The organism is Solilutibacter silvestris (assembly GCF_050574925.1).
Lineage (GTDB): Bacteria > Pseudomonadota > Gammaproteobacteria > Xanthomonadales > Xanthomonadaceae > Solilutibacter > Solilutibacter silvestris_A.
This window is the reverse complement of record NZ_JBCMOO010000002.1, coordinates 38,893-65,713: the sequence shown is the minus strand read 5'-3', so window position 1 is coordinate 65,713 and position 26,821 is coordinate 38,893. Positions and strand designations below refer to the sequence as shown.

The window sequence follows — 26,821 nt, the reverse complement described above, 5'->3', positions numbered from 1 at the left end:
AACCACCATGGATATTTCGATCTCCCAATTGCTCATCGTCGTCCTGGCCCCGGTGCTGGGTTCGATCCTCGCCGGCATCTTCGGCAAGGTCATCGGCCGCACCGGCGCCCACGTCGCCACCATCGCCGGCGTCGCCATCAGCTGCGCGCTGTCGATCGGCGTGCTGTGGAAGCTGCTGCACGGCGCCGCCCCGGTGAACCACGACCTCTACACCTGGTTCGACGTCGGCGGACTGCAGGCGCATGTCGGCTTCATGGTCGACAACCTGACCGCGATGATGATGGTCGTCGTCACCTTCGTCTCGTTGCTGGTGCACATCTACACCATCGGCTACATGGCCGACGACGACGGCTACCAGCGCTTCTTCAGCTACATTTCGCTGTTCACCTTCAGCATGCTGATGCTGGTGATGAGCAACAACTTCGTCCAGCTGTTCTTCGGCTGGGAAGCGGTGGGCCTGGTCTCGTACCTGTTGATCGGCTTCTGGTTCAAGCGCCCGACGGCGATCTTCGCCAACCTCAAGGCGTTCCTGGTCAACCGCGTCGGCGACTTCGGCTTCCTGCTCGGCATTGCCGGCATCGTCGCCTGGGTGGGCACGCTCGATTACGCCACCGCGTTCCAGCACCTCGACAAGATCAATGGCACCGTGGAGATCCTCCGCGGCCATCCGTGGTCGATGGCGACCTTCATCAGCATCTGCCTGTTCATCGGCGCGATGGGCAAGTCGGCGCAGGTGCCGCTGCACGTATGGCTGCCGGATTCGATGGAAGGCCCGACGCCGATCTCCGCGTTGATCCACGCCGCGACGATGGTGACTGCCGGCATCTTCATGGTCGCGCGCATGTCGCCGATCTTCAATCTGTCGCCGGTCGCGCTCGACTTCATCCTCGTCATCGGCGCCACCACCGCGTTCTTCACCGGCCTGATCGGCATCGTCCAGAACGACATCAAGCGCGTGATCGCGTACTCCACGCTGTCGCAGCTCGGTTACATGACGGTCGCGCTCGGCGTCTCGGCGTACTCGGCCGCGGTGTTCCACCTGATGACCCACGCGTTCTTCAAGGCGCTGCTGTTCCTCGCCGCCGGCAGCGTGATCATCGGCATGCACCACGAGCAGGACATGCGCCGCATGGGCGGCCTGCGCAAGTACATGCCGGTCACCTTCTGGACGTCGCTGATCGGCACGCTGGCCCTGATCGGCACGCCGTTCTTCGCCGGCTTCTACTCCAAGGACAGCATCATCGATGCCGCCAAGGAGCATGCGCTGGAACACGGCGGCTTCATCGCCCAGTACGGTTATTACGCGGTGCTGCTCGGCGCCTTCGTGACCTCGTTCTACAGCTTCCGCCTGCTGTACCTGACCTTCTTCGGCAAGGAACGCTTCCGCGAAGTCGCGCACGACGATCATCATGACGACCACGCGCATGGCCACGACGATCACGGCCATGCCCACGAGCCGCACGAATCGCCGTGGGTGGTGACGCTGCCGCTGATCCTGCTGGCGATTCCGTCGATCGTGATCGGTTACCTCACCATCGGCCCGATGCTGCATGGCAAGACCACGGGTGGCGAGGAAGCAGGGAAGTCGTTCTTCGATGGTGCGATCCAGCTGCCGGAGCATGGGGTGATGGCCAAGCTCGGCGAGGAATTCCACGGCTCGCTGCAGATGGCACTGCACGGTTTCACCCAGGCACCGTTCTGGCTGACGCTGGCCGGCTTCGCGCTGGCGACGTGGATGTACCTGCTGAAGCCGGAAGTCGCCGCCAAGGCGCGCAAGACCTTCGCGCTGCCGGTGCGCATCCTCGAAGACAAGTACGGCTTCGACAAGTTGTGGATCAACGGTTTTGCCGGCGGTGGCGTCCTGCTCGGTCGCATCTCGCGCTGGTTCGACAGCCGCGTGATTGACGACTACCTGGTGAACGGTGCGGCGCGTGAAACCCGCGAAGTCGCTTCCGAGATCCGCAAGATGCAGACCGGTTACCTCTACAGCTACGCCTTCGCGATGATTGTCGGCCTGATCCTGCTGCTGGCATGGCTCATCAAGTCGGGGGCCGGAGCATGAACTCGATGACGCAAACCCCGATCCTCAGCCTGCTCATCTGGCTGCCCATTCTTGGCGGCGTGCTGACCCTGCTGATGGGCAAGCGCGACAACGCCGCCCGCTGGCTGGCGATTGTCTTCGCCGCGGTGACGCTGTTCGCCAGCCTGCCGCTGATCGGCAACTTCGATTACGCCAATGGCGGCCTGCAGTTCGTCGAGCAGTGGGCGTGGATCGATGCCTACCGCATCCAGTACCACCTTGGCGCCGACGGCATCTCGGTCGCGCTGATCGTCCTCACCACCATCACCAGCCTGCTGGTGCTGATCGGTGCCTGGGGATCGGTCGACCGCAAGGTCAACCAGTACTACGCGCTGTTCCTGATCCTCGAAGGCCTGATGATCGGCGTGTTCAGCGCCCAGGACGCGATCCTGTTCTACGCCTTCTTCGAAGGCATGCTGATCCCGATGTTCATCCTGATCGGCGTGTGGGGCGGACCGCGCCGCGTCTATGCCGCGGTGAAGTTCTTCCTCTACACCTTCCTCGGCTCGGTGTTCATGCTGGTCGCGCTGGTCTACCTGTACCTCAAGGCAGGCAGCTGGCAGTTGGCCGACCTCTATGCATTGCCGCTGACGGCGAAAGAGCAGACCTGGATCTTCTTCGCCTTCCTCGCCGCGTTCGCGGTGAAGGTGCCGATGTTCCCGGTGCACACGTGGTTGCCGGACGCGCACGTCGAGGCGCCGACCGGCGGCTCGGTGATCCTGGCCGCGATCATGCTGAAGATCGGCGGATACGGTTTCCTGCGTTTCAGCCTGCCGATCACTCCGGACGCCAGCGCCGAATGGGCATGGCTGGTGATCACGCTGTCGCTGATCGCGGTGGTCTACGTCGGCCTGGTCGCGCTTGTCCAGGACGACATGAAGAAGCTGGTGGCGTACTCGTCGGTGTCGCACATGGGTTTCGTCACCCTCGGCACCTTCGCCGGCGTGTTGCTGGCGCACTCGCAGGGCGCCAACGGCGCCGGCACCCAGCTGGTGCTGCAGGGTGCGATGGTGCAGATGATTTCGCACGGCTTCGTGTCCGGCGCGATGTTCTCCTGCATCGGCGTGATGTACGACCGCATGCACACCCGCATGATTCGCGATTACGGCGGCGTCGCCAACGTGATGCCGTGGTTCGCCGCCTTCGTGGTGCTGTTCGCCATGGCCAATTCCGGCCTGCCGGCGACCAGCGGTTTCGTTGGTGAGTTCATGGTCATCGTCGGCGTGTTCCAGCAGCATCCGCTGATCGCCTTCGCCGCCGCGACCACGCTGGTGATCGGTGCGGGTTACACCCTGTGGCTGGTCAAGCGCACCATCTGGGGCGAAGTCGCCAACGACCACGTCGCCGAGATGAAGGACATCAACCTTCGCGAAGCCTGCGTGCTCGGCGTGTTCGCGCTCGGCGTGCTCGCCATCGGCCTCTATCCCAAGCCGCTCACCGACCTGATGGCGCCGGCCCTGCAACACCTCGGCAGCCAGATCGCCGCCAGCAAGCTCACCGGACTTTGATGATGGGCAATCTCACGACTCTCAATCCCGCCGAACTCTGGCCGCTGCTGCCGGAGCTGGTGATGGTCACCGGCGCATTCGCGCTGCTGGTGCTCGACCTGTTCGTGTCGTCGCGCCGCAACGGCATCGTCCACATGCTCGGCCTGCTCCTGCTGGTGGTGACGGGTGCGCTGTGCATCGCCGGCAGTGGCGGCCACGGCACGGTCCTCAACGGCATGTTCGTGCGCGATACCCTGGCCGACCTGCTGAAGGGCGGCATCCTGCTGACGACCGCGCTGGCCTTCGTCTATGCGTGGCCGTTCCTGCGCGATCGCGGCCTGTACAAAGGCGAAGTGACGCTGCTGATGCTGTTCGCCGCACTCGGCATGATGTTGCTGGTCTCGGCCGGCAGCCTGGTGATGGTCTATCTCGGACTGGAAATGCTGGCGCTGAGTTCGTACGCGCTGGTCGTCACCGATCGCGACAATCCGGTGGCGTCGGAAGCGGGCATGAAGTACTTCGTGCTCGGCGCGCTGGCCTCGGGCATGTTGCTGTTCGGCATGTCGCTGATCTACGGCGCGACCGGAACCCTCGATCTCGCCCAGATCAATGCTTCGGCGCAGGGCGGGGGAGCACACCGCGACCTGCTGCTGGCCGGCAGCGCCTTCGTTGTCGCCGGCATCGCCTTCAAGTTCGGCGCCGCACCGTTCCACATGTGGCTGCCCGACGTCTACCAGGGCGCCGCCACGCCGATCACGCTGTTCATCGCCTCGGCGCCGAAGATCGCCGCGCTGGGCATGGCGTTGCGCCTGCTCGTCAACGGCCTGTCGCCGGTCGGCGACCATTGGCAGCCGATGGTCGCCGCGCTGTCGGCGTTGTCGCTGATCATCGGCAACTTCGCCGCGCTGATGCAGACCAACCTGCGGCGCATGCTCGCCTATTCGACGATCTCGCACATCGGCTTCCTGCTGATGGGCGTCGCCGGTGGCGGCGTCGAAGGCAATGCAGCGGCGGTGTTCTACGCCGTGGTGTACGCGGTGACCGCCGCGGCCGCCTTCGGCCTGATCACGCTGATGGCGCGCAACGGCTTCGATGCCGACGAGATCGACGACTACAAGGGACTGGCTGCGCGCCAGCCGTTGATGGCGCTGCTGTTCCTCGGCGTGATGGCGTCGCTCGCGGGCGTGCCGCCGTTCATCGGATTCTTCGCCAAGCTGTCGGTGATCGAAGGCGCGCTCAATGGCGGCCTGCTGTGGCTGGCGATCGTCGGCATCATCTGCGCCGTGGTCGGTGCGTTCTACTACCTGCGCGTGATCAAGGTGATGTATTTCGACCAGCCGGCCGAGAACGCACACCCGATGGTCGCGCACGGCGAGGGCGGGGTGAAGTGGCTGTTCGTCGTCAACGCCGGCGTGCTGCTGGTGCTGAGCGCTTTCCTGCAGCCGTTGATGGCCTGGTGCCGCAGCGCGTTCTGATCGAAATCAATCTGTTCGCGACAGGAAGCCACCGGAGGAATCCGGTGGCTTCTTCTTTTGTGACGCCAGGGTTTGCAGCGTTTTTTGCGACGGATATTCCTGAGTGTCGTTTTCAGAGGTTGACAAGGAAGACCAAACATTACTTTTTTGTTTAACTAAAATTAATATTTCTGACGACTTCAGGATGGAAGATTGCTGCTTCCTTCTGAATTTGTCTCGAGATATCAATGGCATACCAACGCGTACGTTTTGCCCGCCATCATGCGCTGGCAGCCGCACTGGCCCTGTGCTTCGCCGGGAACCTGAGCGCCCAGTCCAACGTTACTGGCAGCATCTTCGGTACCGCCGAGTCTGGCGCCACCATATCCGTCGAGAACAAGGACACCGGCCTGGTGCGCCGCATTTCCGCGGACCAGAACGGCCGCTACCAGATCAGCGCACTGCCGAACGGCACCTACAAGGTGACCGAAGAGAAAAACGGCACGACGATCGCCACCCGCGACAACATCGCGGTGAACATCGCCAGCGGTACCGAGGTCTCGTTCGTGGCGGCCGCCAAGACCAATGACCTGGGCACGGTGACCGTGACCGCGACCGGTGGCGCCGGTATCGACGTCACCCAGACCGATACCCGCACGGTGCTCACCGCCGACCAGCTCAACAAGATTTCGGTCGCACGCGACGTGTCCAGTGCCGCGCTGCTGGCGCCGAGCGTGGTCTTCAGCGACAGCTACAAGCAGGCCAACGGCACCACCATCCCGAGCTTCGGTGGTTCGGCATCGTCCGAGAACGCCTACTTCATCAACGGCTTCAACGTCACCAACCCGTTCAACTCGCTCGGCTTCGCTTCGTTGCCATTCGATGCCATCCAGCAGCAACAGGTGCTGACCGGCGGCTACGGCGCCGAATTCGGCCGCTCCACCGGTGGCGTCATCAACATCGTCACCAAGCGCGGCGGCAACAAGTGGAAGGGTGGGGTGTACACGACCTGGGCACCGTCCGGCACGCGCTCGCAGGCCCGCGACTACTACTACGGCAATACCGGTCGCACGCCGGCGACCGATGGCACGCTGTATCAATACCGTGGCCAGGACAATTTCTGGAACACGAACCTCGGCGCCTACGTCTCCGGCCCGATCATCAAGAACCACCTGTTCGTCTATGCCAATCTCGAGACCACGCGCGAGGAGGGCAACAATGTCACCTCCATCCGCCTCGATTCCCCGACCGGCGCCAATGGGCGTTCTGGCTGGAAGGATTACCAGCGCAATACGCCGCGTTCGCTGATCAAGCTGGACTGGAACATCAATGACAACCACACCATCGAGTTCACGGGCCTGGGCGAGAACGCCAAGAACCAGACCGATGGGTATGCGTTCAACTACAACGGCTACGTGCACGGTTCCCAGAAGAACACCAGCACCGTCACCGAGGATCGCACGCGCCTGTACGTGGGCAAGTACACCGGCGTCCTCACCGATTCGCTGACGCTGTCTGCGTCCTATGGCCAGTTGAAGACGACGCACGACTACAACCTGATGGGTTACAACCCGAACTGCCCCGCGATCACCGTCGGCACTTCGCCCAACGCGCGCGCGCCGGGCATCCCGAGCGCGAACTACGATGGCGGCGCCGCTTGCCAGCCGTATTCCGGCTTGGCATTCGTTCCGGGCGAGCAGCGCTTCGACAAATCCAAGGGCGGTCGCCTCGACATCAACTGGCGCGTCGGCAAGCATGACCTGCGCTTCGGTTACGACCGCCAGGATTCCACCTCCTACACCAACCAGCAGTTGCTGGGCGGTTACCAGTGGTCCTACCTGAAGGCAAGCAATGCGGCTGCGAACCTGGCGACGGATGGCAGCATCGGTTCGCCCGCCGCGGGCGGTGGCGTGTACGGTGCACAGGGTTACTACGTCACCAAGTCCTACAGCAATCGCCAGGCCAACCTGCGCACGGTGCAGGCCTCGCAGTTCATCGAAGACCGCTGGCAGATCACCGACAACGTGCTGCTGTCGCTCGGCCTGCGCAACGAACAGTTCACCAACTACGACGCCGCCGGCAAGCAATACATCAAGCAGTCGAAGCAGATCGCGCCACGCATCGGCGCGACCTGGGACGTTTATGGCGACAGCCGCCTGAAGGTCTTCGGAAACGCCGGTCGCTATCACCTCGCGCTGCCGAGCAGTGCCGCCCAGCGCGCCCAGGCCCGCATCACCACCGAGTACTACACCTATGACGGCGTGAACGCCGACGGCACGCCCACCGGTTTGCACAACATCCCCCTGGATCCGACCAAGGGAACGGTCTGCGCCGGCACGAACTGGGTGTCGAGCAACCAGGAATGCGGCAAGCCGCGCGATCCGCGCACCGAATCCGCCAAGAACATGAAGTCGCACTACCAGGACGAGTTCATCCTCGGTTTCGAAGCCGCGTTGACCCCGACGGTGAACTTCGGCGTGAAGGGCACCTATCGCGCCTTGCGCAGCGCGATCGACGACGTCTGCTCGCCGTTGATCAACTACGGTCGCTGCACCAACTTCAACCCGGGCGTCACCAACACGTTCGAGTCGCAGGACCGCAACGGCAACTTCACGACGATCACCCTGACGCGCGAGCAGATGGGCTTCCCGAAGCTGAAGCGCAAGTACCAGGCGCTCGACTTCTTCGTCGAGCACGCCTATGCCAACAAGTGGTACGGCAAGGTGGAATACACCTTCTCGCGCAGCACCGGCAACACCGAAGGCCAGCTGTCCTCTGAACTGGACACCGGCGCGGGCGGACAGATCGACGTGTCGCGTACCCAGGACTGGGACAAGCCGGGCCTGATGGACAACTCGTACGGTCTGCTGCCGAACGATCGTCGCCACCAGTTGAAGGCTTACGGTTACGTGCAGCTGTTCCCGGAATGGCGCGTGGGTGCGACGTGGATGTGGGCCTCGGGCCGTCCGCAGAGCTGCCTGAGCTTCCACCCGGATCCGAAGGCCGATACCTACCAGAGCTCGACCAACTTCTTCTGTGGTCTGACCGCGTTCGGCAACGCCGTGGCGATGGAGCGTGGCACCTACAGCAAGACGCCGCCGAGCAACCAGCTGAACCTCAATCTTGCCTATACGCCGAATTGGGCAAGCAAGAAGCTGACGCTCCAGGCGGATCTGTTCAATGTGCTGAATCGCCAATCGCCGGCGATGTACTACCCGCGCTATGCCTCCAACCCGAGCACGATGAACGCCTTGTTCGGACGCGAGTTGTACTACAGCTCGCCGCGCTACCTGCGCCTGACCGCCCGTTACGATTTCTGATCGGAACGGCAGGATGCGAGGAAAGCCGCCGGAGCAATCCGGCGGCTTTTTCTTTTGGAATCCCCGGACTTGCAACAACTTCCGCAGCGCGTCATAATGGTCGGCCTGGTGCGGGGTGGAGCAGTCTGGCAGCTCGTCGGGCTCATAACCCGAAGGTCGTAGGTTCAAATCCTACCCCCGCTACCATTTTTCACAGAGAACGGCGTGCCGCGAGGCGCGCCGTTTTTCTTTGGTTTCGGCGGGGTCGGATCCACGCAAGTGCGGTAGGATCGTCCGACACGACAAAACGCCCCGGGACGATCACGTGACGCCAAGCGATTCCGCCGAATTCCTCGCTGCAGACATCGGTGGAACGCATGCACGCATCGCGCGGGTGCAATCGCAAGACGATCGCATCGTCGTCCTGGAACAACACGTGGTGCCGGTGGCGGGTTCGCGATCGCTGGCGGCGTTGCTCGAGGATCGTCCGGCATCGATCACGGTTGCCGCGATCGCGGTCGCCGGCGCCATCGCAAGCAATGGCGACGTATTGAGCCAGAACCTGCCGTGGCCGATTTCGGCAGCGCAGGTTGCGCGCGAAGCCGGGCTCGAGCATGTCGGCCTCGTCAACGATTTCGAAGCGGTCGCGCACGCCATTCCGCACATCCGTCCCGATGCGCTGACGCATGTCTGTGGTCCACGCGATGCCATCGCGAACACCGCGATCGCGCTCGGTCCGGGCACCAGCATGGGCACGGCGGTGCGCTTCGGCGATGGCCGCGTCATGCCCAGCGAAGCGGGGCATGCTTCGCTGGCGCCGGGGACGCCACGCGAATGCGACCTGGTGCGCTGGTTGCTCGAACATCGCAGTCATGTCGACAACGACCGCGTACTGTCGGGACCGGGACTGCTGGAGGCTTATCGCGGCTTGTGCGCGCTTGATGGCGCGGCAACGCTGCATGCAACGCCTGCGGAAGTGGTCGCGGCGGCCGGCAAGGGATCGGATGCATTGGCGCTGGAGGCGGTCGAATTGTTCTGCGCGATGCTCGGTGCGTTCGCGGGCGATCTCGTCGCCACCTTCCATGCCGATGGTGTTTATCTGGCTGGCGGCGTCGCCGCGCACGTCAAGGCGTTCCTGCCCGCAGGCGGCTTCGAGCAGCGTTTCATCGACAAGGGCGTGCTGCGTCCGATGATGGAGCGCGTGCCGGTGCGGCTGGTGGAAGAACCGCATCTTGGCGTGATCGGTGCAGCCGCCTGGTATCTCGGCCGCCACGGTAACAGGAGCGAGTAAAGAATGAAGACGACGCGACGCGGTTTCCTGCAGGCAGGCGCGGTCGGTTTGGGCGCGCTGTGGATGTCGGGCGGCCTCGGTGCCGCTGTGAAGGCTCCTGCGTCGGCCAGGTTCCCGCGCGTGGTTTCGACCTGGGATTTCGGTGTTGGTGCGAATGCGGCGGCGTGGAAGGTGCTGGGGCAGGGCGGAAGCGCGCTGGACGCGGTCGAGGCCGGTGCACGCTGGGCGGAAGCCGACTTGTGCAATCCGACGGTGGGCCATTGCGGCAATCCCGATCGCGACGGCGTGTTGACCCTCGATGCCAGCATCATGGATGGCGATGGTCGCGTCGGTGCAGTCGCGGCGATCGAGGACATCCTTCATCCGGTGTCGGTGGCGCGCAAGGTGATGGAAGACAGCCCGCATGTGTTGCTGGTCGGGCAGGGCGCGCAGCAATTCGCGATCGAGCATGGCTTCGAGCGCAAGCCGCTGTTGACCGACAGCGCGCGCAAGGCCTGGGAAGAGTGGAAGAAGACGTCGAAGTACGAACCCGTCATCAATGCCGAGCGACGCCTGCGTCCCGGCGATTCCACCAACCACGACACGCTTGGCATCCTCGCCATCGACGCCAAGGGCCACATGGCCGGCGCCTGCACGACGAGCGGCATGGCCTGGAAAGTGCATGGCCGCGTCGGTGACAGCCCGATCGTTGGCGCCGGCCTCTATGTCGATGGCGAAGTCGGTGCCGCAACGGCGTCTGGCGTCGGCGAGGAAATGCTGCGCAATGCGGCGAGTTTCCTCGTGGTCGAATTGATGCGCCAGGGGCGTTCGCCGGCGCAGGCCTGTCGCGAGGCGATCGCGCGCGTCGTCCACAAGCGCCCGGCCGCGAGCAAGACATTGCAGGTGTGCTTCCTGGCAATGAACCGTCGTGGCGAAGTCGGCGCGTACGCGCTGCACAAGGGCTTCGTCTATGCGATGCAGGATGAGGCCGGCGCCCACGGCCTCACCGATTCGGCATCGGTGTACACGACGGAACAGAAGTGAGGAAACTGCTGGAAATCGCCGCCGATGGCGTGCGCTCGGCGGTCGCGGCGGAAGCGGGCGGTGGCGATCGCATCGAACTGTGCGCAGGGCTGGGCGAGGGCGGCACCACGCCATCGCATGGCGTGATCGCGGCGACGCGCGATGCGGTGCGGATTCCGGTCTTCGTGTTGATCCGGCCGCGCAACGGCGATTTTCTCTACGACGCTCGCGAAGTCGAGGCGATGTGCAGCGACATCCGCGATTGCGCCGCCCTGGGTTGCGAAGGCGTGGTGATCGGTGCGCTCGATGCCGATGGCAGGATCGATATCGACGCCTGCCGCGCGATGATCGATGCCGCGAAAGGCATGGAAATCACGTTCCACCGTGCATTCGACGCGGCGGCGGATCGTACGCATGCACTGGAACAGATCATCGATCTTGGCTGCTCGCGGGTGCTGACTTCCGGTGGCGCGCGGAGCGCGCCCGAAGGCGCTGCCGCCATCGCCGACAACGTGCGTCAGGCCGCGGGTCGCATCGTCATCCTGTCCGGCGCGGGGATCAACGCCGGCAATCTCGGCGAACTGGTCACGCGCACGGGGGGCCAGGAGTTCCACGCTTCGGCGCGCGGAATCGTGCATTCACCGATGCGCTGGCGCAATCCGGCGCTGGAAGGACTTTCGGTGGATTGGCAGGACACCGACGCCACGCGCGTGCGGGCCCTGCGCGAGATCCTCGATTTGCTCTGAGCGCGGCGATTACTTCGCCGGATGCAATGCCGCCGCCTGCGCGGCAAGCTGGCGAATGCGATCCCAGTCGCGCGCGGCGACGGCGTCCTTCGGCATCATCCACGAGCCGCCGACCGTCAGCACGTTCGGCAACGCCAGGTAATTGGGCGCGGTGTCGGCGCTGATGCCGCCGGTCGGGCAGAAGCGCGCTTCGGCGAACGGGCCTTGCACCGCGCGCAACCACGTCGTGCCGCCGCTGGCTTCCGCCGGGAAGAACTTGAAGTGGGTGAAGCCGGCGTTCAGCCCCTGCATCAGTTCGCTTGCGGTGGCGACGCCGGGGATTAACGGGCAATCCACGGCGTTTGCCCGCAACAGCTCCAGTGACGAACCGGGCGAGATCGCGAACACCGCGCCGGAATCGCGCACGGCCTCGTAGTGTTCCGGCGTCAGCACGGTGCCGGCGCCAACGATCGCGTCGGGGACTTCGCGCGCAATCCTGGTGATCGCGGCCATCGCCGCCGGCGTGCGCAAGGTGATTTCCAGCACGCGCAAGCCGCCGTCGACCAACGCGCGGGCGAATGGCACTGCGTCGTCGAGGTTGTCGATGGTGATGGTGGGGATGATCGGCGCTGCGCGCAGCACCTGGTCGGGAGTCAGTGAGGTCGTCATTGCTTGTTCTCGAAGCTTCGGATGGCCGTGGCTGCACCGAGCAGGCCGGGGTTGGGATGGACGATGACGCGCACGTCGATGCGCTCGAGGTAGGCGACGTAACGTCCCTTCATCAGGAAACGTTCGCGGAACGCGCTGCTGCGCAGGAACGGAATGAAACGCGGCACGATGCCGCCGGCGATGACCACCGAATGCGCGCCGTGGATCAGCACGCAGTCGCCGGCCACGCTGCCAAGCACCGAGCAGAAGCGCGCGAGCGTCTGGCGCGCGGCGAGGTCGTGGCCGTCAAGCGCGGCGGCCACGATGTCGGCGGGATCCCGCAGGCTGCCGTGCAGGCCCGACTCCCCGGGCCCGACGCCGAGCGTGACGTTCGAGACCACCGCCGGCACGCCGCGATAGACCGCATCGATCTCGGAAATGCCTTTGCCGCACAGCACGCGTTCGGTGGACGTGCGGCCATGGCGCGCGGTCATCCACTGTTCGATCATGCGTTCCTCGTCGCCGACCGGCGCGAAGCTGACGTGTCCGCCTTCGGTGGCGACGACATTCCAACCTTTCGCGGCATCGCCGACCAGCAATGCAACGCCGAGACCGGTTCCGGGGCCGAGCACGCTGATCGGGCCGTGGTCGATGTTGTCCGGGCCGAACAGGCGGACGTAATCCTGCGGCTTCAGCGTCGGAATCGCCCACGCGATCGCGCCGAAATCGTTGATGACGTGCAGTGCGTCGAGGCCGAGCGACGCCTGCAGCTCGCGCTGGCTGAACGACCATGCGCGATTGGTCAGGCGGATCTCGTCGGCGCTGACCGGGCTGGCGACGGCGATCGCGGCATGCTTCGGTCGTTGCCCGACGGCGGTCAGATAGGACTCGATGGCGTGTTGCAGACTGGCGAAGTCATCGTTGCGCAGCGTCTGCGCCTGCTGCAAGGTGCAGTCGACGGCGTCGAGATCGACCAGGGCGAAGCGCGCATTGGTGCCGCCGACGTCGCCAACCAATGCCAATCGTTCGCCGCCGCTCATGCTTGCACATCCTTGACGAAGAGGCTGCATGCGCCGGTTTCGGCATTGCCGACGTTGTTGCGCATCAGCCCGAACAGCTCGCGGCCCATGCCGGCGTGGTGCTTCGAAACATCGGGACGCTGCGCCGTGCGCGCGTTCCACTCGGCTTCGGGCACCAGTGCGTCGATCGTGCCGGTCTCGCTGTCGATGCGGATGCGGTCGCCATCGCGCAATTTCGCGATCGGGCCGTCTTCCACCGCTTCGGGATGGAGATGGATCGCTGCCAGCACCTTGCCCGATGCGCCGGACATGCGGCCGTCGGTGAGCAGGGCCACGCGTTGGCCGCGATCCTGCAGTGCCGCCAATGTCGGTGTCAGCTTGTGCAGTTCCGGCATGCCGATCGCGCGTGGACCTTGTCCGCGCACCACCGCGATGAAGTCGCCTTCAAGCTTGCCGGCCTTGAACGCGGCGATCAGCGCATCCTGCGATTCGAACACCTTGGCCGGGGCTTCGATGCCGCGGTGTTCAGGCGTGACTGCCGAGACCTTCACCACGGCGCGGCCGAGATTGCCTTGCAGGCGACGCAGTCCGCCTTCCTTGTCGAAGGCTTCGGCGAGCGGGCGCAGGATCGATGGATCGCTCGACTGCGTCGGTGCATCCGCCCATTTCAATGTCGTGCCATCCAGTTCGGGACGCATGGCCTGCTGGCGCATGTTGCCGCCATGCACGCAGAGGATGTCCGCGTGCAGCATCCCGGCATCGAGCAGTTGTTCGATGATGAAACCAAGTCCGCCGGCGTCGTGGAACTGGTTCACGTCGCCGGAACCGTTGGGATAGACACGCGCCAGCAGCGGCGTGGCCCGCGACAGCGCATCGAGATCGTCCCAGTCGATGACGATGCCGGCTGCCTGCGCCACCGCGACCAGGTGGATCGCGTGGTTGGTCGAACCGCCGGTCGCGGCGAGCCCGACCAGCGCGTTGACGATGGCCTTCTCGTTGATGGTGTGGCCGATCGGGCGATAGTCGTCGCCGAGTGCGGTGATGCGCAGCACCTGTTCGGCGGCGGCAACGGTCAAGGCATCGCGCAACGGCGTATTGGGCGGAATGAAGGCGCTGCCCGGCATGTGCAGGCCCATCACTTCCACCAGCATCTGGTTGGAATTGGCGGTGCCGTAGAAGGTGCAGGTGCCCGGCGCGTGATACGAGGCGCCTTCGGCATCCAGCAATTCTTCGCGCGTGGCTTCGCCGATGGCATAGCGTTCGCGTACCGCGGCCTTCTGCTTGTTGGGAATGCCGGAGGGCATCGGTCCCGCCGGCACGAAGATCACCGGCAAGTGACCGAAGGCCAATGCGCCGATCAGCATGCCCGGCACGATCTTGTCGCAGACGCCGAGGCAAAGCGCGGCATCGAAGCTGTCGTGCGACAATGCAACGCTGGTGGCGAGTGCGATGGCGTCGCGCGAGAACAGCGACAGCTCCATGCCGTCGCGGCCCTGGGTCACACCGTCGCACATCGCCGGCACGCCGCCCGCGACTTGCGCGCTGGCGCCGGCATTGCGCGCGGCCATGCGGATCAGACTCGGGTACTGCTCCATCGGCTGGTGCGCCGAGAGCATGTCGTTGTAGGCGGTGACGATGCCGATGCTGGCGCCGACGCCATTGCGAAGATTCGCCTTGTCCGGGCCGGCGGCGGCGAAGACGTGGGCGAGGTTGCCGCAGGCCAGTGCGTCGCGGCTGGGGCGATCGCGGCGCGCGGCGGCATCGATGCGTGCGAGGTATTCGGCGCGGCTGGCGCGGCTGCGCTCGACGATGCGTTCGGTGACGCGGGCGACGACGGGATGCAAAGCCATTACGGACTCCAATGGACGTGGACCGCCACGGAGGTCTGCCGCAACAAGGCGGCGACCGGGTAGGGCAGGTCCGATGTTTGCGAAGCGGCCTGTTCGAGGATGTCGAGTTTGCGCGCGCCGGTGATGCACAGATGTGCAGAACGCGTGCGCAACAGGCGCGGCAAGGTCAGGCTGATGCGACTGAATGGCGCTTCCGGCGGCAGCGGATCGGGCGTGGTGAGGATGGCGTCGTCGCGTACGTCGATCGCCAACCCGTCCCGCAGATTGACCGCGCCCGGAAACAGCGAAGCGAAATGGCCGTCCTCGCCCATGCCGAGCAGCACGGCGTCAAAGGTGTCGAATTCGCGCAGCACGTCTTTTGCGATCGCCAGCGAGGCTGCGTCGCCGCCATCCGCGGCAGTGATTGCGCGACAGTCGGCGCCGCCGCCGAAAGCTGCGCGCAATGCCGCGATGTTGCTGGCTGGATGTACGTGGGCGACGCAGCGATCGTCGGTGGGGACGATGCGCGCGCGTTGTCCGCTCCGTGACCAGCGCTGCGCCAGCGCGCGATAGATCGGCAGCGGTGTCTTGCCGCCGGCGAGCGCCAGGGCCGGTGCAGTCGATGTGGTGCAGATATCGGCAAGCAACGACGCCAGCGCATCGCACATGGCCGCCGTGTCGGAATAGCGATGCAGCTCCATCGCGTTCATTCGCGCCATTCGTGGCCGTGGCGCTCGATCAGCGAGATCGCCGCGTTCGGTCCCCAGGTGCCGGCCGGATACGGGCGCGGCGGCGCACCCGACTGCTGCCATGCCGAAAGGATGCTGTCGACCCATTCCCATGCGGCTTCGGTTTCGTCGCGGCGCACGAACAGCGTGCCGATGCCTTCCAGCGCATCGAGGTAAAGGCGTTCGTAGGCGAGGCGGCGACGGGCGTTGGCGAACTCCTCGTGGAAGTCGAGGTCGAGCCCGACCTTGCTCAGGCGCATGCCCTTGCGGTCGAGGCCCGGGGTCTTGCTCATCAACTGCAATTCGATGCGTTCTTCCGGCTGCAACAGGATCAGCAGGCCGTTCGGCTGCAGGTCGCGGCGAGTGGCGCCGCCGAAGATCGAATAGGGCACCGACTTGAACTGCACGTAGATTTCGGTCTGGCGCGAGGGCAGGCGCTTGCCGGTGCGCAGGTAGAACGGCACGCCCGACCAGCGCCAGTTGTCGACGTGGGCACGCAGGGCGACGAAGGTTTCGGTCTTGCTGGGACGCCCGAGTTCGTCGGCATAGCCCTTCACCGCGACGCCTTCGACGGCGCCGGCGGTGTACTGGCCGGCAACCGCTTCGTGCTCGATGTTGTCGGCGTGGATCCGCCGCAGCGAACGCAGCACCTTGATCTTCTCGTTGCGCACCGCGGTCGGATCGAAGCGCGCCGGCGGCTCCATCGCCACCAGCGCCAGCAGTTGCAGCAAGTGGTTCTGCACCATGTCGCGCATCGCGCCGGAATGGTCGTAGTAGTCGGCGCGACCTTCGACGCCGACGGTTTCGGCAACCGTGATCTGCACCTGTTCGATGTTGCGCGAGTTCCACAACGGCTCGAACAGCGAATTGCCGAAGCGCAGCGCGATCAGGTTCTGCACGCCTTCCTTGCCGAGGTAGTGGTCGACGCGATAGATCTGCGATTCATTGAAGATCTTGCCGACGCCGTCGTTGATCGCTTCGGCGCTGGCGAAGTCTTCGCCGATCGGCTTCTCCAGCATCACGCGCGCCCACGGGCCGACGGCGCCATGCTTGGCCAATGCCTGGCAGGCCGCGACGTAGAAACGCGGTGCGGTGCTGAGGTGGTAGAGGACATCGCCGTCGCCGCGCAGCTGCTCGACCTTCTGCGAGAACGCCGTCATGGTGACGTCGTCGTCGATGTCGGCGGGCTGGTAATCGATGCGCGCGAACAGCTTGTCCTGCACCTCGGCCTTGAATTCGTTCTTGGGGATGCGCTGGGCCAGCGCGCCGGCGACCTGTTCGAGGAATTCTTCCCGGCTCAATTTCGCGCGGGCGGTGCCGAGAAGCTTGAGTTGCGGAATCAGCAGGTTTTCGGCTTCGAGGCTGTACAGCGACGGCCACAACATGCGCAGGGCGAGGTCGCCGGTAGCGCCAAACAGGGTGAACAGGTGCGCGGTCTTCGGGGTGGACATCGTTGTCTCCTGGGAACGTCGAGCCTAACCGCTCGCGACGTTTGCTGCACCTGCGCAATCGTTTGCATTCGCAACCATTTCGCGGTCGTTGTCGGGTGGATTCGGGCAGGGAGCCGAAACTTGCCGGATTTCACCCTTCCGGCTATCATTCACCGCTTCGTCGCCTGGACACCACTGGGCACGACCCGATGGCCGGTTCGCCGCGCCGTCAGGGCCCTGGCAGGGAATCCTCCCCGCCAGACCGGACATCGCAAGACCGGACAAGGGCCCTCGGGCCTTTTTTTGTTTCCGGGCTTCAGCCACAGACACGTCCCATTCGAATCGCTCAGACAGGCATGACCAAGACCGACCAGCTACAGGATCTGCTCGCCCCGACCGCGCATGCGCTCGGACTCGAGCTGCTGGGCATCGAATACCTGCCGCAGCCAGGCGGGTCGTTGCTGCGCCTGTACATCGACGTGGCGGAAGCGGAAGCGTCCGAGCGTTCGGTCGGCATCGACGAGTGCGAGAAGATGAGCCGCGAGGTGTCGGCCGTGCTCGACGTCGAGGACCCGATCTCCGGCAATTACACGCTGGAAGTGTCGTCCCCCGGCATCGAGCGCCCGCTGTTCACCGCGGCCCAGTTCGCCCGCTTCATCGGCGAGAGCGCCAAGGTCGGATTGAAGCTGCCGCAGGACGGCCGCCGCCGTCTGCAGGGCCGGATCGTCGCGGTCGAAGGCGACACGATCCGTTTCGACGTCGACGGCAGTCCGTTCGAGGTCGCGCATTCCAATATCGAAAAAGCCCGCATCGCCCCCGACTGGGTCGCGATGGGGTTCGGCGCTGCCAAGCCGGGCAGTCGCGGCAAGAAGGCCGCGAAGGGCAAACAAGAATCAACAACGTCAACCGGCGGAGAAGCATCCGCCACGGGTGGAGCCGAAAATGAGTAAGGAACTGCTGCTGGTCGTCGATGCGGTGGCCAACGAGAAGGGCGTGCCGACGGAAACGATCCTCGAAGCGATCGAAGCCGCGCTGGCGTCCGCCGCCAAGAAGCGCTATCCGGAGCAGGACGTCTCCGTGCGCGTCTCCATCAATCCCAAGGATGGCAGCTACGAGACCTTCCGTCGCTGGGAAGTGGTGGCCGACGACGTGGTGATGGAATCGCCGGATCGCCAGATTCGCCTGATGGACGCCGTCGACGAAAGCGAAGGCGCCGAAGTGGGCGATTTCATCGAAGAGCACATCGAGAACCCGGACTTCGGCCGCATCGCGGCGCAGGCCGCCAAGCAGGTGATCGTCCAGCGCGTGCGCGAGGCCGAGCGCCAGCAGGTGGTGGATGCGTGGAAGGATCGCGTCGGCGAACTGGTCACCGGTACCGTCAAGCGCGTCGAGCGTGGCAACATCTATGTCGACCTCGGCGGCAATGCCGAAGGTTTCATCGCCAAGGACAAGGGCATCCCGCGCGATGCCCTGCGCGTCGGCGACCGCGTTCGCGGTTATCTGTACGACGTCCGCACCGAGCCGCGCGGCCCGCAGCTGTTCGTCAGCCGCGCCGCCCCGGAATTCATGATCGAACTGTTCCGCCTGGAAGTGCCGGAAGTCGGCCAGGGCCTGGTGGAGATCAAGGCCTGCGCCCGCGATCCGGGCGACCGCGCCAAGATCGCCGTGCTGGCCCACGACACCCGCACCGATCCGATCGGCGCCTGCATCGGCATGCGCGGTGCGCGCGTGCAGGCGGTGACCAACGAACTCAACGGCGAGCGCGTCGACATCGTGCTGTGGAGCGACAACGTCGCCCAGTTCGTCATCAACGCGATGGCGCCGGCGGAAGTGCAGTCGATCATCGTTGATGAAGACAAGCACTCGATGGACCTGGCCGTCTCGGAAGAGAAGCTGGCCCAGGCGATCGGCCGCGGGGGCCAGAACGTGCGCCTCGCCAGCCGCCTGACCGGCTGGCAGCTCAACGTGATGACCGCCGAGCAGGTGCAGGCGAAGTCGGAGGCCGAGCAGGCCACCGCGCGCCAGACCTTCATGGACAAGCTGGAAGTCGACGAGGAAATCGCCGGCATCCTGGTCCAGGAAGGCTTCACCACCGTCGAGGAAATCGCCTACGTGCCGGTCGGCGAGCTGCTGGCGGTCGAGGGCTTCGACGAGGACATCGTCGAGGAACTGCGCGCCCGCGCCCGCGACGCACTGATCAACGAGGCGCTGGCCGCCGAGGAAGGCGAGGAGGGTCCGGCCGAGGACCTGCTGACCCTGCCGGGCATGGACGAGGCGACCGCCTACGTCCTGGCCAGCCGTGGCACCCGCACCCGCGACGACCTGGCCGAGCTGGCGGTGGACGAAATCACCGACATCGAGGACATGGACGCCGAACGCGCGGCGGCCTTGATCATGGAGGCGCGCAAGCACTGGTTCGAGTGATCGGCCGTGCTGGGTTTGGCGCCACGGCGCCGGCTCGCGAGTAACATCCTTCCCCCCTGCCTGCGGCGCCCTCCGGCGACGCAGGCAAAGACACCGGAAACCGCATGTCGCAGAACAACACCATTCGCCAGCTAGCCGAACTGGTCAACACGCCGGTCGACAAGCTGCTCGAGCAGCTCAAGGAAGCCGGCATGCCGTTCGACAGTGCCGACCAGGAGGTCACGAGCGCGCAGAAGGTCAAGCTGCTCGGATTCCTGCGCCGCACCCACGGTCGCGGCGAGAGCGCGACGTCGGGCGCCGCCGCAGCGGGCGAAGGCTCGGGCAAGATCACCTTGAGTCGCAGCCGCAAGCAGGAAATCACCGTCGGCGGCGGCAAGAACAAGGCGACCGTCGACGTCGTCGTGCGCAAGAAGGTCACGCTGAAGCCGAACGCCGCTGCGGAAGCGGCCGCGGCGGGTCCGGTGGACGACGAGCGCGCCGAGATCCTGCGCAAGCTCGAGGAATCCAAGCAGCGCAACCTCGACGAACAGCAGCGCCTGGCCGAAACCGACCGCGCGCGCGCCGAAGACAAGAAGCGTCAGGAAGAGGAAGCGCGCCAGGCCGCCGAGGAGGCGCGTCGCGCCGCCGAAGAGGCTGTCGTGACCCAGGCCGCCGAAGTCGAATCGGAAACCAAGCCGACGCGCGCAGCCGCCAAGCCGGGGACCCATGGCCACGGCCACGCGCCGCCCAAGCCCGCGCGCGCCGGTGCCACGGACGATCGCAACAATGCGAACAAGGCGCACAAGAGCCGCGGTTCGCACGCGATGGTCGCCGGTGTCGAGGACGACGACAACGCCGCGCGCTTCGCCGGCAAGTTGCACCTCAGCGCCGCCGATCGCGCCCGTCGCACCACGACCGGTGGTCGCAACAAGCCGCGCCAGCAGTCGCGTTCGCTCGACCAGTCGCGCACCGGCGGCGGCGAGCACGGCTTCCAGCGTCCGACCGCGCCGATCGTCCGCGAAATCACCGTTGGCGACGCCATCACCGTGTCCGATCTCGCGCAGAAGCTCGCGCTCAAGGGCGGCGACGTGGTCAAGGCGTTGTTCAAGATGGGCGTGATGGCGACGGTGACGCAGTCGATCGATCACGACACCGCGGTGCTGGTCACCGAAGAACTCGGCCACAAGGCCGTGCGCGCCAGCGACAGCGATGCCGAAACCGAACTGCTGGCACAGGTGGAAGACGCCGAGCAGCAGGGCGATCTCGAACAGCGTCCGCCGGTGGTCACCATCATGGGTCACGTCGACCACGGCAAGACCTCGCTGCTCGACTACATCCGCCGCACCAAGGTCGCGACCGGCGAAGCGGGTGGCATCACCCAGCACATCGGCGCGTACCACGTGAAGACGCCGAAGGGCACGATCAGCTTCCTCGATACCCCGGGCCACGCCGCGTTCACCTCGATGCGTGCCCGTGGCGCCAAGCTCACCGACATCGTGGTGCTGGTGGTGGCCGCCGATGACGGCGTGATGCCGCAGACCATCGAAGCGGTGCAGCACGCGCGCGCCGCCAAGGTGCCGCTGATCGTCGCCATCAACAAGGTCGACAAGTCCGACGCCGATCCCATGCGCGTCAAGAACGAACTGCTGGCGCAGGAAGTGGTGGCCGAAGATTTCGGCGGCGACACCCAGATGGTGGAGTTGTCGGCCAAGACCGGCCAGGGCGTGGACGATCTGCTCGACGCCATCCTGTTGCAGACGGAAGTGCTGGAACTCAAGGCGCCTGCCGATGGCCGCGCCGCCGGTATCGTGATCGAATCCGCGCTCGACAAGGGACGCGGTCCGGTCGCGACCGTGCTGGTCCAGCGCGGCACCCTGCGCAAGGGCGATTACCTGGTGTGCGGCGTGCAGTACGGCCGTGTGCGTGCGCTGTTCAACGAGAACGGCCAGCAAGTTGCGGAAGCGGGCCCGTCGATTCCGGTGCAGGTGCTCGGCCTGTCGGGCGTGCCCAGCGCCGGCGACGACTTCGTGGTCGTGGCCGACGAACGCCTGGCCAAGGACGTGGCGCAGCAGCGCGAAGCCAAGCGTCGCGAGACGCGCCTGATCAAGCAGGCCGGCAACCGCATGGAAGACGTCATGGCGCAGATGGGTCAGGGCGCTGCCCAGCAGGTGCTGAACCTGGTGGTGAAGGCCGACGTGCACGGTTCGATGGAAGCGTTGCGCGAAGCGCTCACCGGGTTGTCGAACGAGCAGATCCGCATCAACGTGATCGGTTCCGGCGTTGGCGGCATCACCGAATCCGATGCCCAGCTGGCGGCGACCTCGAAGGCCGCGTTGATCGGCTTCAACGTCCGCGCCGATGCCTCCGCGCGCAAGATCATCGACTCCAACGGCGTCGACCTGCGTTACTTCTCGATCATCTATGACGTGATCGACCAGGTGAAGCAGATCGCGTCCGGCGTGCTCGGCAAGGAAATCCGCGAAGAGATCATCGGCACCGCCGAAGTCCAGCAGGTGTTCCGTCATTCCAAGTTCGGCTCGATCGCCGGCTCGGTGGTGGTGGAAGGCGTCATCCGTCGCGGCAAGCCGATTCGCGTGCTGCGCGACGACACCGTCATCTTCTCGGGCGAACTCGACTCGCTGCGTCGCTTCCAGGAGAACGTCGACGAGGTCAAGAACGGCACCGAATGCGGTATCGGCGTGAAGGGCTACGACCAGGTGCGTGCCGGCGACAAGATCGAGTGCTTCGAACGCGTGGAAGTGCAGCGCACGCTGTAATCCCATGGCCACGAAGAAATCCTTCCATCGCACGGATCGCATCTCGGCCCAGCTGAGGCGCGATCTCGGCACGCTCGTGCACAACACCGTGCGCGAGCATGGCCTGCCGTCGGTCAGCGTGTCCGACGTCGAGGTCACGCGTGATCTCGCCCACGCCAAGGTGTTCTTCACCGCGCTCGATCCGTCGCGCGCCAAGGAAGCGCTCAAGGGCTTGCAGGAGCAGGCGCGCGAGATCCGCTTCCAGCTGGCGCATGCGATGAAGCTGCGCCACGTGCCGGAACTGCATTTCCTCTACGACGATTCGGTCGATCGCGGCGAGCGCATCGAGCAGTTGCTGCGCGACCTGCCGCCGGCCGGCGAAGAGGACGACGCGTCCTAGGGCACGCGCGTGGCCTGGCTGAAGGCCACCTGCCAGCGTCCATCGCGCTTGCGCCAGACATCGGCGAAGCGCAGCCGCACGGTGAACTCCTTGCCTTCGCTGTGGCCATGCAAGGTGGCGACGCCCGCCAGCAAGGCGCCATCGCGCCAGACGCGCAGGGTTTCGTCTTCGACGGTGAACGGATCGAAGGTGGTGGTCGCGGCATCGCGAAGGAAATCGGCCTTGTGATCGACCTTGCCGGCGCTGTTCTGCAACACGTAATCGTCGGCGAGCAGGCGTTGCAGCGCGGCCACGTCGCCTTGCGCCTGGGCGCGGTCGTATTCGACCACGGCCTGTCGCAGATCGGGTGGCAGCGCTGCATGGGGATCATCGGCATGTCCGGCAACGGGAGCGGCGAGTGCAAGCAGCAGGAAGGGAAGCAGGGACATGCAGGGACTCCTGGTCTGGCGGATTGCGTGCATCAGACTACAATCTCGCGATGACGACGCCGCGTCCACGCAGCCGCTTCCGCAAGGTCGACGGCATCCTGTTGCTGGACAAGCCGCGTGGCCCGAGTTCCAACCAGGTGCTGCAGCGCGTGCGCCATCTGTTCCGCGCGCACAAGGCCGGGCATACCGGCGCGCTCGATCCGCTGGCGACCGGACTCCTGCCGATCTGCTTCGGCGAGGCGACGAAGATCGCCGGCGGTCTGCTCGGCGCGCGCAAGGCGTATGAAGCAGTGGCGCGCATGGGCATCGTCACCGATACCGACGACGCCGAAGGCCAGGCGCTGCGCGAACGGCCCGTGCCGCAATTCGACATCCCCACGCTGGATGAAGCGTTGCGCGGCCTGACCGGCCACATCCAGCAGATCCCGCCGATCTACTCCGCGCTCAAGCGCGGCGGCGAGCCGTTGTACGCGAAGGCGCGCCGCGGCGAAACCATCGAGCTGGAACCGCGTCCGGTCGATGTCCACGCATTCGATCTCCTCAACGCCGCCGACCTGCTCGACGAACATCCGAACCTGCGGCTGCACGTCGAATGCGGATCGGGGACCTATATCCGCAGCCTGGTGCGCGATCTTGGCGAGGTGCTCGGCTGCGGCGCCCACGTGACCGAGCTGCGGCGACTGTGGGTCGATCCCTTCCGCGAACCGAAGATGTGGACGCTGCAGGCGCTGGAAGAGTTGGCCGAGCGCGGCGAGCGCGCCCTCGACGCCTGCCTGCTGCCGATCGAGACCGGCATGGCCTCGTGGCCGCAGGTCCATTTGTCGCCGGCGCAGGCGAAATTGCTGGGGCAGGGCCAGTCGGTGGCCGGGCCGTTCCAGCAGCTGGGCGAGGTGGCCGTCATGGACGGCTGGGGCAAGGCGCTGGGCCTGGGCGAGGTCGATCCGTCGGGTCGTTTGCGTGCCCGGCGCATGTTCACCTGGGCGGTGCCGGGACGGGAAGTTGTTCCCGAGGCCGAGGCCGGCTAGAATATTGCGGCCCGATACGGTCTGTGTCGGCGCATTCATGTTTACGGCGGACCCAGCGGTGCGACCCGGGAGGCGACTCTCGCGGCGTTCCTGCCAGTCCCGCATCTACCCAGGAAAAAGAAATGTCCATCGACACCAGCAAGATCATTGAAGACAACAAGCGCGCTGCCAACGACACCGGTTCGCCGGAAGTGCAGATCGCACTGCTGACCGCCCGCATCGAACTGCTCACCGAGCACTTCAAGGCCCACAAGCAGGACCATCACAGCCGTCGCGGCTTGCTCAAGATGGTCAACAGCCGTCGCAGCCTGCTCGACTACCTGCATCGCAAGGATGCCGAGCGGTACAAGGCACTGATCCAGAAGCTCGGCCTGCGCCGCTAAGCTTCGACAACGCGGCTCGGAAACGGGCCGCGTTTTGTTTTGCAGCACGCAATTCCTCGCAATACCACTCCCCACCGTGCGGACAGGGGTTCGCACGGAACCACAGACAGGATCCCAACACTCGTGGCCAAGATCAGCAAATCCTTCCAGTTCGGCAACCGGACCGTCACCCTCGAAACCGGCGAAGTCGCCCGCCAGGCCGGCGGCGCCGTGCTGGTCTCCTGCGAGGGCACCGTCGTCCTCGCCACTGCCGTCTGCGCCAAGTCGGCACGCGAAGGCCAGGACTTCTTCCCGCTGACGGTGGACTACCAGGAGAAGTTCTACGCGGGTGGCCGGATCCCGGGTGGCTTCTTCAAGCGCGAAGGCCGTCCGACCGAAAAGGAAACGCTGATCAGCCGCCTGATCGATCGTCCGATCCGCCCGCTGTTCCCCGAGGACTACAAGAACGAAGTCCAGATCATCGCCACCCTGATGTCGCTCAACCCGGAAGCGGAAGGCGACATCCTCGCGCTGATCGGCGCGTCCGCTGCGCTGGCGCTGTGCGGCAGCCCGTTCCAGGGCCCGATCGGTGCCGCCAAGGTCGGCTACAAGAATGGCCAGTACCTGATCAACCCGACCGTCAGCGAGTTGAAGGATTCCGAACTCGAACTCGTCGTCGCCGGCACCTCCAACGCCGTGCTGATGGTGGAATCGGAAGCGAAGGAACTGTCCGAAGACGTGATGCTGGGTGCCGTGATGGCCGGCCATCGCGAACTGCAGAAGGCGATCAACGCCATCAACGAGCTCGTGGTCGAAGCCAACACCAAGGCGTCGAGCTGGGAAGCCCCGGCCAAGAACGAAGCCATGATCGGCGCGCTGAAGGAAGCCGTGGGCGGCCAGCTGGCCGAAGCCTTCCAGGTGCGTGACAAGCTGCAGCGTCGCGACGCCATTGCCGCGATCAAGAAGGACGTGATGACTGCATTGGCCGGTCGCGCCGAAGCCGAAGGCTGGGCTGCCGGCGACATGTCGAAGGAATTCGGCGAGCTCGAATACCAGACCATGCGTGGTTCGGTGCTCGACACCAAGATCCGCATCGACGGCCGCAAGCTCGACGATATCCGTCCGATCAGCGTCAAGGTCGGCGTGCTGCCGCGCGTCCACGGCTCGGCGTTGTTCACCCGCGGCGAAACCCAGGCGCTGGTCATCACCACGCTGGGCACCGCGCGCGACGGCCAGATCATCGACGACGTCGCCGGCGAGTGGAAGGAAAACTTCCTGTTCCATTACAACTTCCCGCCGTACTCGGTGGGCGAGACCGGCCGCTTCGGCGCGCCCAAGCGTCGCGAAATCGGCCACGGTCGCCTCGCCAAGCGCGGCGTGCTGGCGATGATGCCGGCACTCGAAGCGTTCCCGTACACGGTGCGCGTCGTGTCCGAAATCACCGAGTCGAACGGTTCCTCGTCGATGGCTTCGGTCTGCGGTTCGTCGCTGGCGCTGATGGATGCCGGCGTACCGGTGAAGCGTCCGGTCGCGGGCATCGCGATGGGCCTGGTGAAGGAAGACGACAAGTTCGTCGTCCTGTCCGACATCCTCGGTGACGAAGATCACCTCGGCGACATGGACTTCAAGGTGGCCGGTTCCGAGCAGGGCATCACCGCGCTGCAGATGGACATCAAGATCCAGGGCATCACCGAAGAGATCATGAAGGTTGCGCTGGCCCAGGCCAAGCAGGGCCGCCTGCACATCCTCGGCGAGATGGCGAGCGCCATCACCACGCCGCGCGAAGAGTTGAGCGAGTACGCGCCGCGCCTGCTGACCATCAAGATCCACCCGGACAAGATCCGCGAAGTGATCGGCAAGGGCGGTGCGACGATCCAGGGCATCACCAAGGAAACCGGCACCCAGATCGACATCCAGGACGACGGCACCATCACCATCGCTTCGGTGAACAATGCCGCCGCGCTTGCCGCGAAGGCACGCATCGAACAGATCACCAGCGACGTCGAGCCGGGCCGCATCTACGAAGGCAAGGTCGCCAAGATCATGGACTTCGGTGCGTTCGTCACCATCCTGCCGGGCAAGGACGGTCTGGTGCACGTCTCGCAGATCTCCAACGAGCGCGTCGAGAAGGTCGGCGACAAGTTGAAGGAAGGCGACATCGTCAAGGTCAAGGTGCTGGAAGTCGACAAGCAGGGCCGCATTCGCCTGTCGATGAAGGCCGTGGAAGAAGGCGAGGGCACGCCGGCGGCGTAAGCCGTTCGCAGCCACATCGCGAAAAAGCAAAGAGCCGGCGCAAGCCGGCTTTTTGTTTGCGCGAATCGATCGAATTCCTTGCGGTATATCGATCGATGCAAACAATGTGAAAGCAGAACGTCACGGAACTGAAATCGGAAATCCTCAAGCTGCGCCGTCCGCCGGCGTATCGAAGCGGCGCGTCATCTTCCATTCCGATTTC

At 65.2% G+C, this 26,821-nt stretch carries 20 protein-coding genes and 1 tRNA gene; 15 read left to right on the top strand and 6 right to left on the bottom strand.

Annotation, left to right across the window (positions count from 1 at the left end; genetic code table 11):
- Positions 1–7 precede the first annotated feature (7 nt).
- The 8 genes from nuoL to ABE093_RS00735 all read left to right on the top strand — a co-directional run bounded on the left by nuoL (position 8) and on the right by ABE093_RS00735 (position 11,359).
- Complete coding sequence (nuoL, locus tag ABE093_RS00770) at positions 8–2,062, top strand: NADH-quinone oxidoreductase subunit L (RefSeq protein ID WP_430758959.1); 2,055 nt, start codon at positions 8–10, stop codon at positions 2,060–2,062.
- A 5-nt stretch (positions 2,063–2,067) separates the two neighbouring features.
- Positions 2,068–3,588, top strand: a complete 1,521-nt coding sequence (locus ABE093_RS00765) for an NADH-quinone oxidoreductase subunit M (protein WP_430758958.1) — start codon at positions 2,068–2,070, stop codon at positions 3,586–3,588.
- The gene (nuoN, locus tag ABE093_RS00760) at positions 3,585–5,042 is read left to right on the top strand and encodes an NADH-quinone oxidoreductase subunit NuoN (RefSeq protein ID WP_430758957.1); all 1,458 of its coding nucleotides are present in this window, start codon (positions 3,585–3,587) and stop codon (positions 5,040–5,042) included. Before ABE093_RS00765 ends, nuoN begins: the two co-directional genes overlap by 4 nt.
- A gap of 227 nt (positions 5,043–5,269) precedes the next feature.
- Positions 5,270–8,341 carry a TonB-dependent receptor gene (locus tag ABE093_RS00755; RefSeq protein ID WP_430758956.1) on the top strand — a complete coding sequence of 1,024 codons (3,072 nt, stop codon included), beginning with the start codon at positions 5,270–5,272 and terminating at the stop codon, positions 8,339–8,341.
- A gap of 109 nt (positions 8,342–8,450) precedes the next feature.
- Positions 8,451–8,527 (top strand) — tRNA-Met (locus tag ABE093_RS00750).
- A gap of 118 nt (positions 8,528–8,645) precedes the next feature.
- A complete protein-coding gene (locus ABE093_RS00745) occupies positions 8,646–9,611 on the top strand; it encodes a glucokinase (protein ID WP_430758955.1) in 966 nt (321 codons plus the stop codon).
- A gap of 63 nt (positions 9,612–9,674) precedes the next feature.
- Entirely contained in the window at positions 9,675–10,634 is a 960-nt protein-coding gene (locus ABE093_RS00740) for a N(4)-(beta-N-acetylglucosaminyl)-L-asparaginase (protein ID WP_430760046.1), read from the top strand.
- Complete coding sequence (locus tag ABE093_RS00735) at positions 10,631–11,359, top strand: copper homeostasis protein CutC (RefSeq protein ID WP_430758954.1); 729 nt, start codon at positions 10,631–10,633, stop codon at positions 11,357–11,359. The genes ABE093_RS00740 and ABE093_RS00735 overlap by 4 nt, the downstream gene beginning before the upstream one ends.
- A 9-nt stretch (positions 11,360–11,368) precedes the next feature.
- On the opposite strand, the gene ABE093_RS00730 is transcribed toward ABE093_RS00735, so the two are convergent.
- The 5 genes from ABE093_RS00730 to zwf are packed head-to-tail and all read right to left on the bottom strand — an operon-like array spanning position 11,369 to position 17,013.
- Positions 11,369–12,007 (bottom strand): bifunctional 4-hydroxy-2-oxoglutarate aldolase/2-dehydro-3-deoxy-phosphogluconate aldolase, encoded by a 639-nt coding sequence (locus ABE093_RS00730; RefSeq protein ID WP_430758953.1) that lies wholly within the window; start codon positions 12,005–12,007, stop codon positions 11,369–11,371.
- Positions 12,004–13,026, bottom strand: a complete 1,023-nt coding sequence (gene glk, locus ABE093_RS00725; RefSeq protein WP_430758952.1) for a glucokinase — start codon at positions 13,024–13,026, stop codon at positions 12,004–12,006. The genes ABE093_RS00730 and glk overlap by 4 nt, the downstream gene beginning before the upstream one ends.
- Complete coding sequence (gene edd, locus ABE093_RS00720; RefSeq protein WP_430758951.1) at positions 13,023–14,855, bottom strand: phosphogluconate dehydratase; 1,833 nt, start codon at positions 14,853–14,855, stop codon at positions 13,023–13,025. Before edd ends, glk begins: the two co-directional genes overlap by 4 nt.
- Positions 14,855–15,544: a 6-phosphogluconolactonase gene (locus tag ABE093_RS00715; protein ID WP_430758950.1), complete on the bottom strand. Its 690-nt coding sequence runs from the start codon at positions 15,542–15,544 to the stop codon at positions 14,855–14,857. The genes edd and ABE093_RS00715 overlap by 1 nt, the downstream gene beginning before the upstream one ends.
- Positions 15,541–17,013 carry a glucose-6-phosphate dehydrogenase gene (zwf, locus tag ABE093_RS00710; protein WP_430758949.1) on the bottom strand — a complete coding sequence of 491 codons (1,473 nt, stop codon included), beginning with the start codon at positions 17,011–17,013 and terminating at the stop codon, positions 15,541–15,543. Before zwf ends, ABE093_RS00715 begins: the two co-directional genes overlap by 4 nt.
- Before the next feature lie 335 nt (positions 17,014–17,348).
- Here zwf and rimP point away from each other — a divergent pair, with 335 nt between their 5' ends.
- The 4 genes from rimP to rbfA all read left to right on the top strand — a co-directional run bounded on the left by rimP (position 17,349) and on the right by rbfA (position 22,551).
- Complete coding sequence (rimP, locus tag ABE093_RS00705) at positions 17,349–17,942, top strand: ribosome maturation factor RimP (protein WP_430758948.1); 594 nt, start codon at positions 17,349–17,351, stop codon at positions 17,940–17,942.
- On the top strand, positions 17,935–19,416 hold the full coding sequence (nusA, locus tag ABE093_RS00700; protein WP_430758947.1) for a transcription termination factor NusA: 1,482 nt from the start codon (positions 17,935–17,937) through the stop codon (positions 19,414–19,416). Before rimP ends, nusA begins: the two co-directional genes overlap by 8 nt.
- A gap of 104 nt (positions 19,417–19,520) precedes the next feature.
- Positions 19,521–22,172 (top strand): translation initiation factor IF-2, encoded by a 2,652-nt coding sequence (gene infB / locus ABE093_RS00695; RefSeq protein ID WP_430758946.1) that lies wholly within the window; start codon positions 19,521–19,523, stop codon positions 22,170–22,172.
- A 4-nt stretch (positions 22,173–22,176) separates the two neighbouring features.
- On the top strand, positions 22,177–22,551 hold the full coding sequence (gene rbfA, locus ABE093_RS00690; protein WP_430758945.1) for a 30S ribosome-binding factor RbfA: 375 nt from the start codon (positions 22,177–22,179) through the stop codon (positions 22,549–22,551).
- On the opposite strand, the gene ABE093_RS00685 is transcribed toward rbfA, so the two are convergent.
- The gene (locus tag ABE093_RS00685) at positions 22,548–22,979 is read right to left on the bottom strand and encodes a nuclear transport factor 2 family protein (protein WP_430758944.1); all 432 of its coding nucleotides are present in this window, start codon (positions 22,977–22,979) and stop codon (positions 22,548–22,550) included. The genes rbfA and ABE093_RS00685 overlap by 4 nt on opposite strands.
- A 50-nt stretch (positions 22,980–23,029) precedes the next feature.
- Here ABE093_RS00685 and truB point away from each other — a divergent pair, with 50 nt between their 5' ends.
- From truB to pnp, 3 genes are all read left to right on the top strand, one after another.
- Entirely contained in the window at positions 23,030–24,004 is a 975-nt protein-coding gene (gene truB / locus ABE093_RS00680; RefSeq protein WP_430758943.1) for a tRNA pseudouridine(55) synthase TruB, read from the top strand.
- Positions 24,005–24,126: 122 nt separating this feature from the next.
- Positions 24,127–24,387, top strand: coding sequence for a 30S ribosomal protein S15 (rpsO, locus tag ABE093_RS00675; protein WP_430758942.1), 261 nt, complete (start codon positions 24,127–24,129; stop codon positions 24,385–24,387).
- A 123-nt stretch (positions 24,388–24,510) separates the two neighbouring features.
- Entirely contained in the window at positions 24,511–26,619 is a 2,109-nt protein-coding gene (pnp, locus tag ABE093_RS00670) for a polyribonucleotide nucleotidyltransferase (protein WP_430758941.1), read from the top strand.
- Positions 26,620–26,821 lie beyond the last annotated feature (202 nt).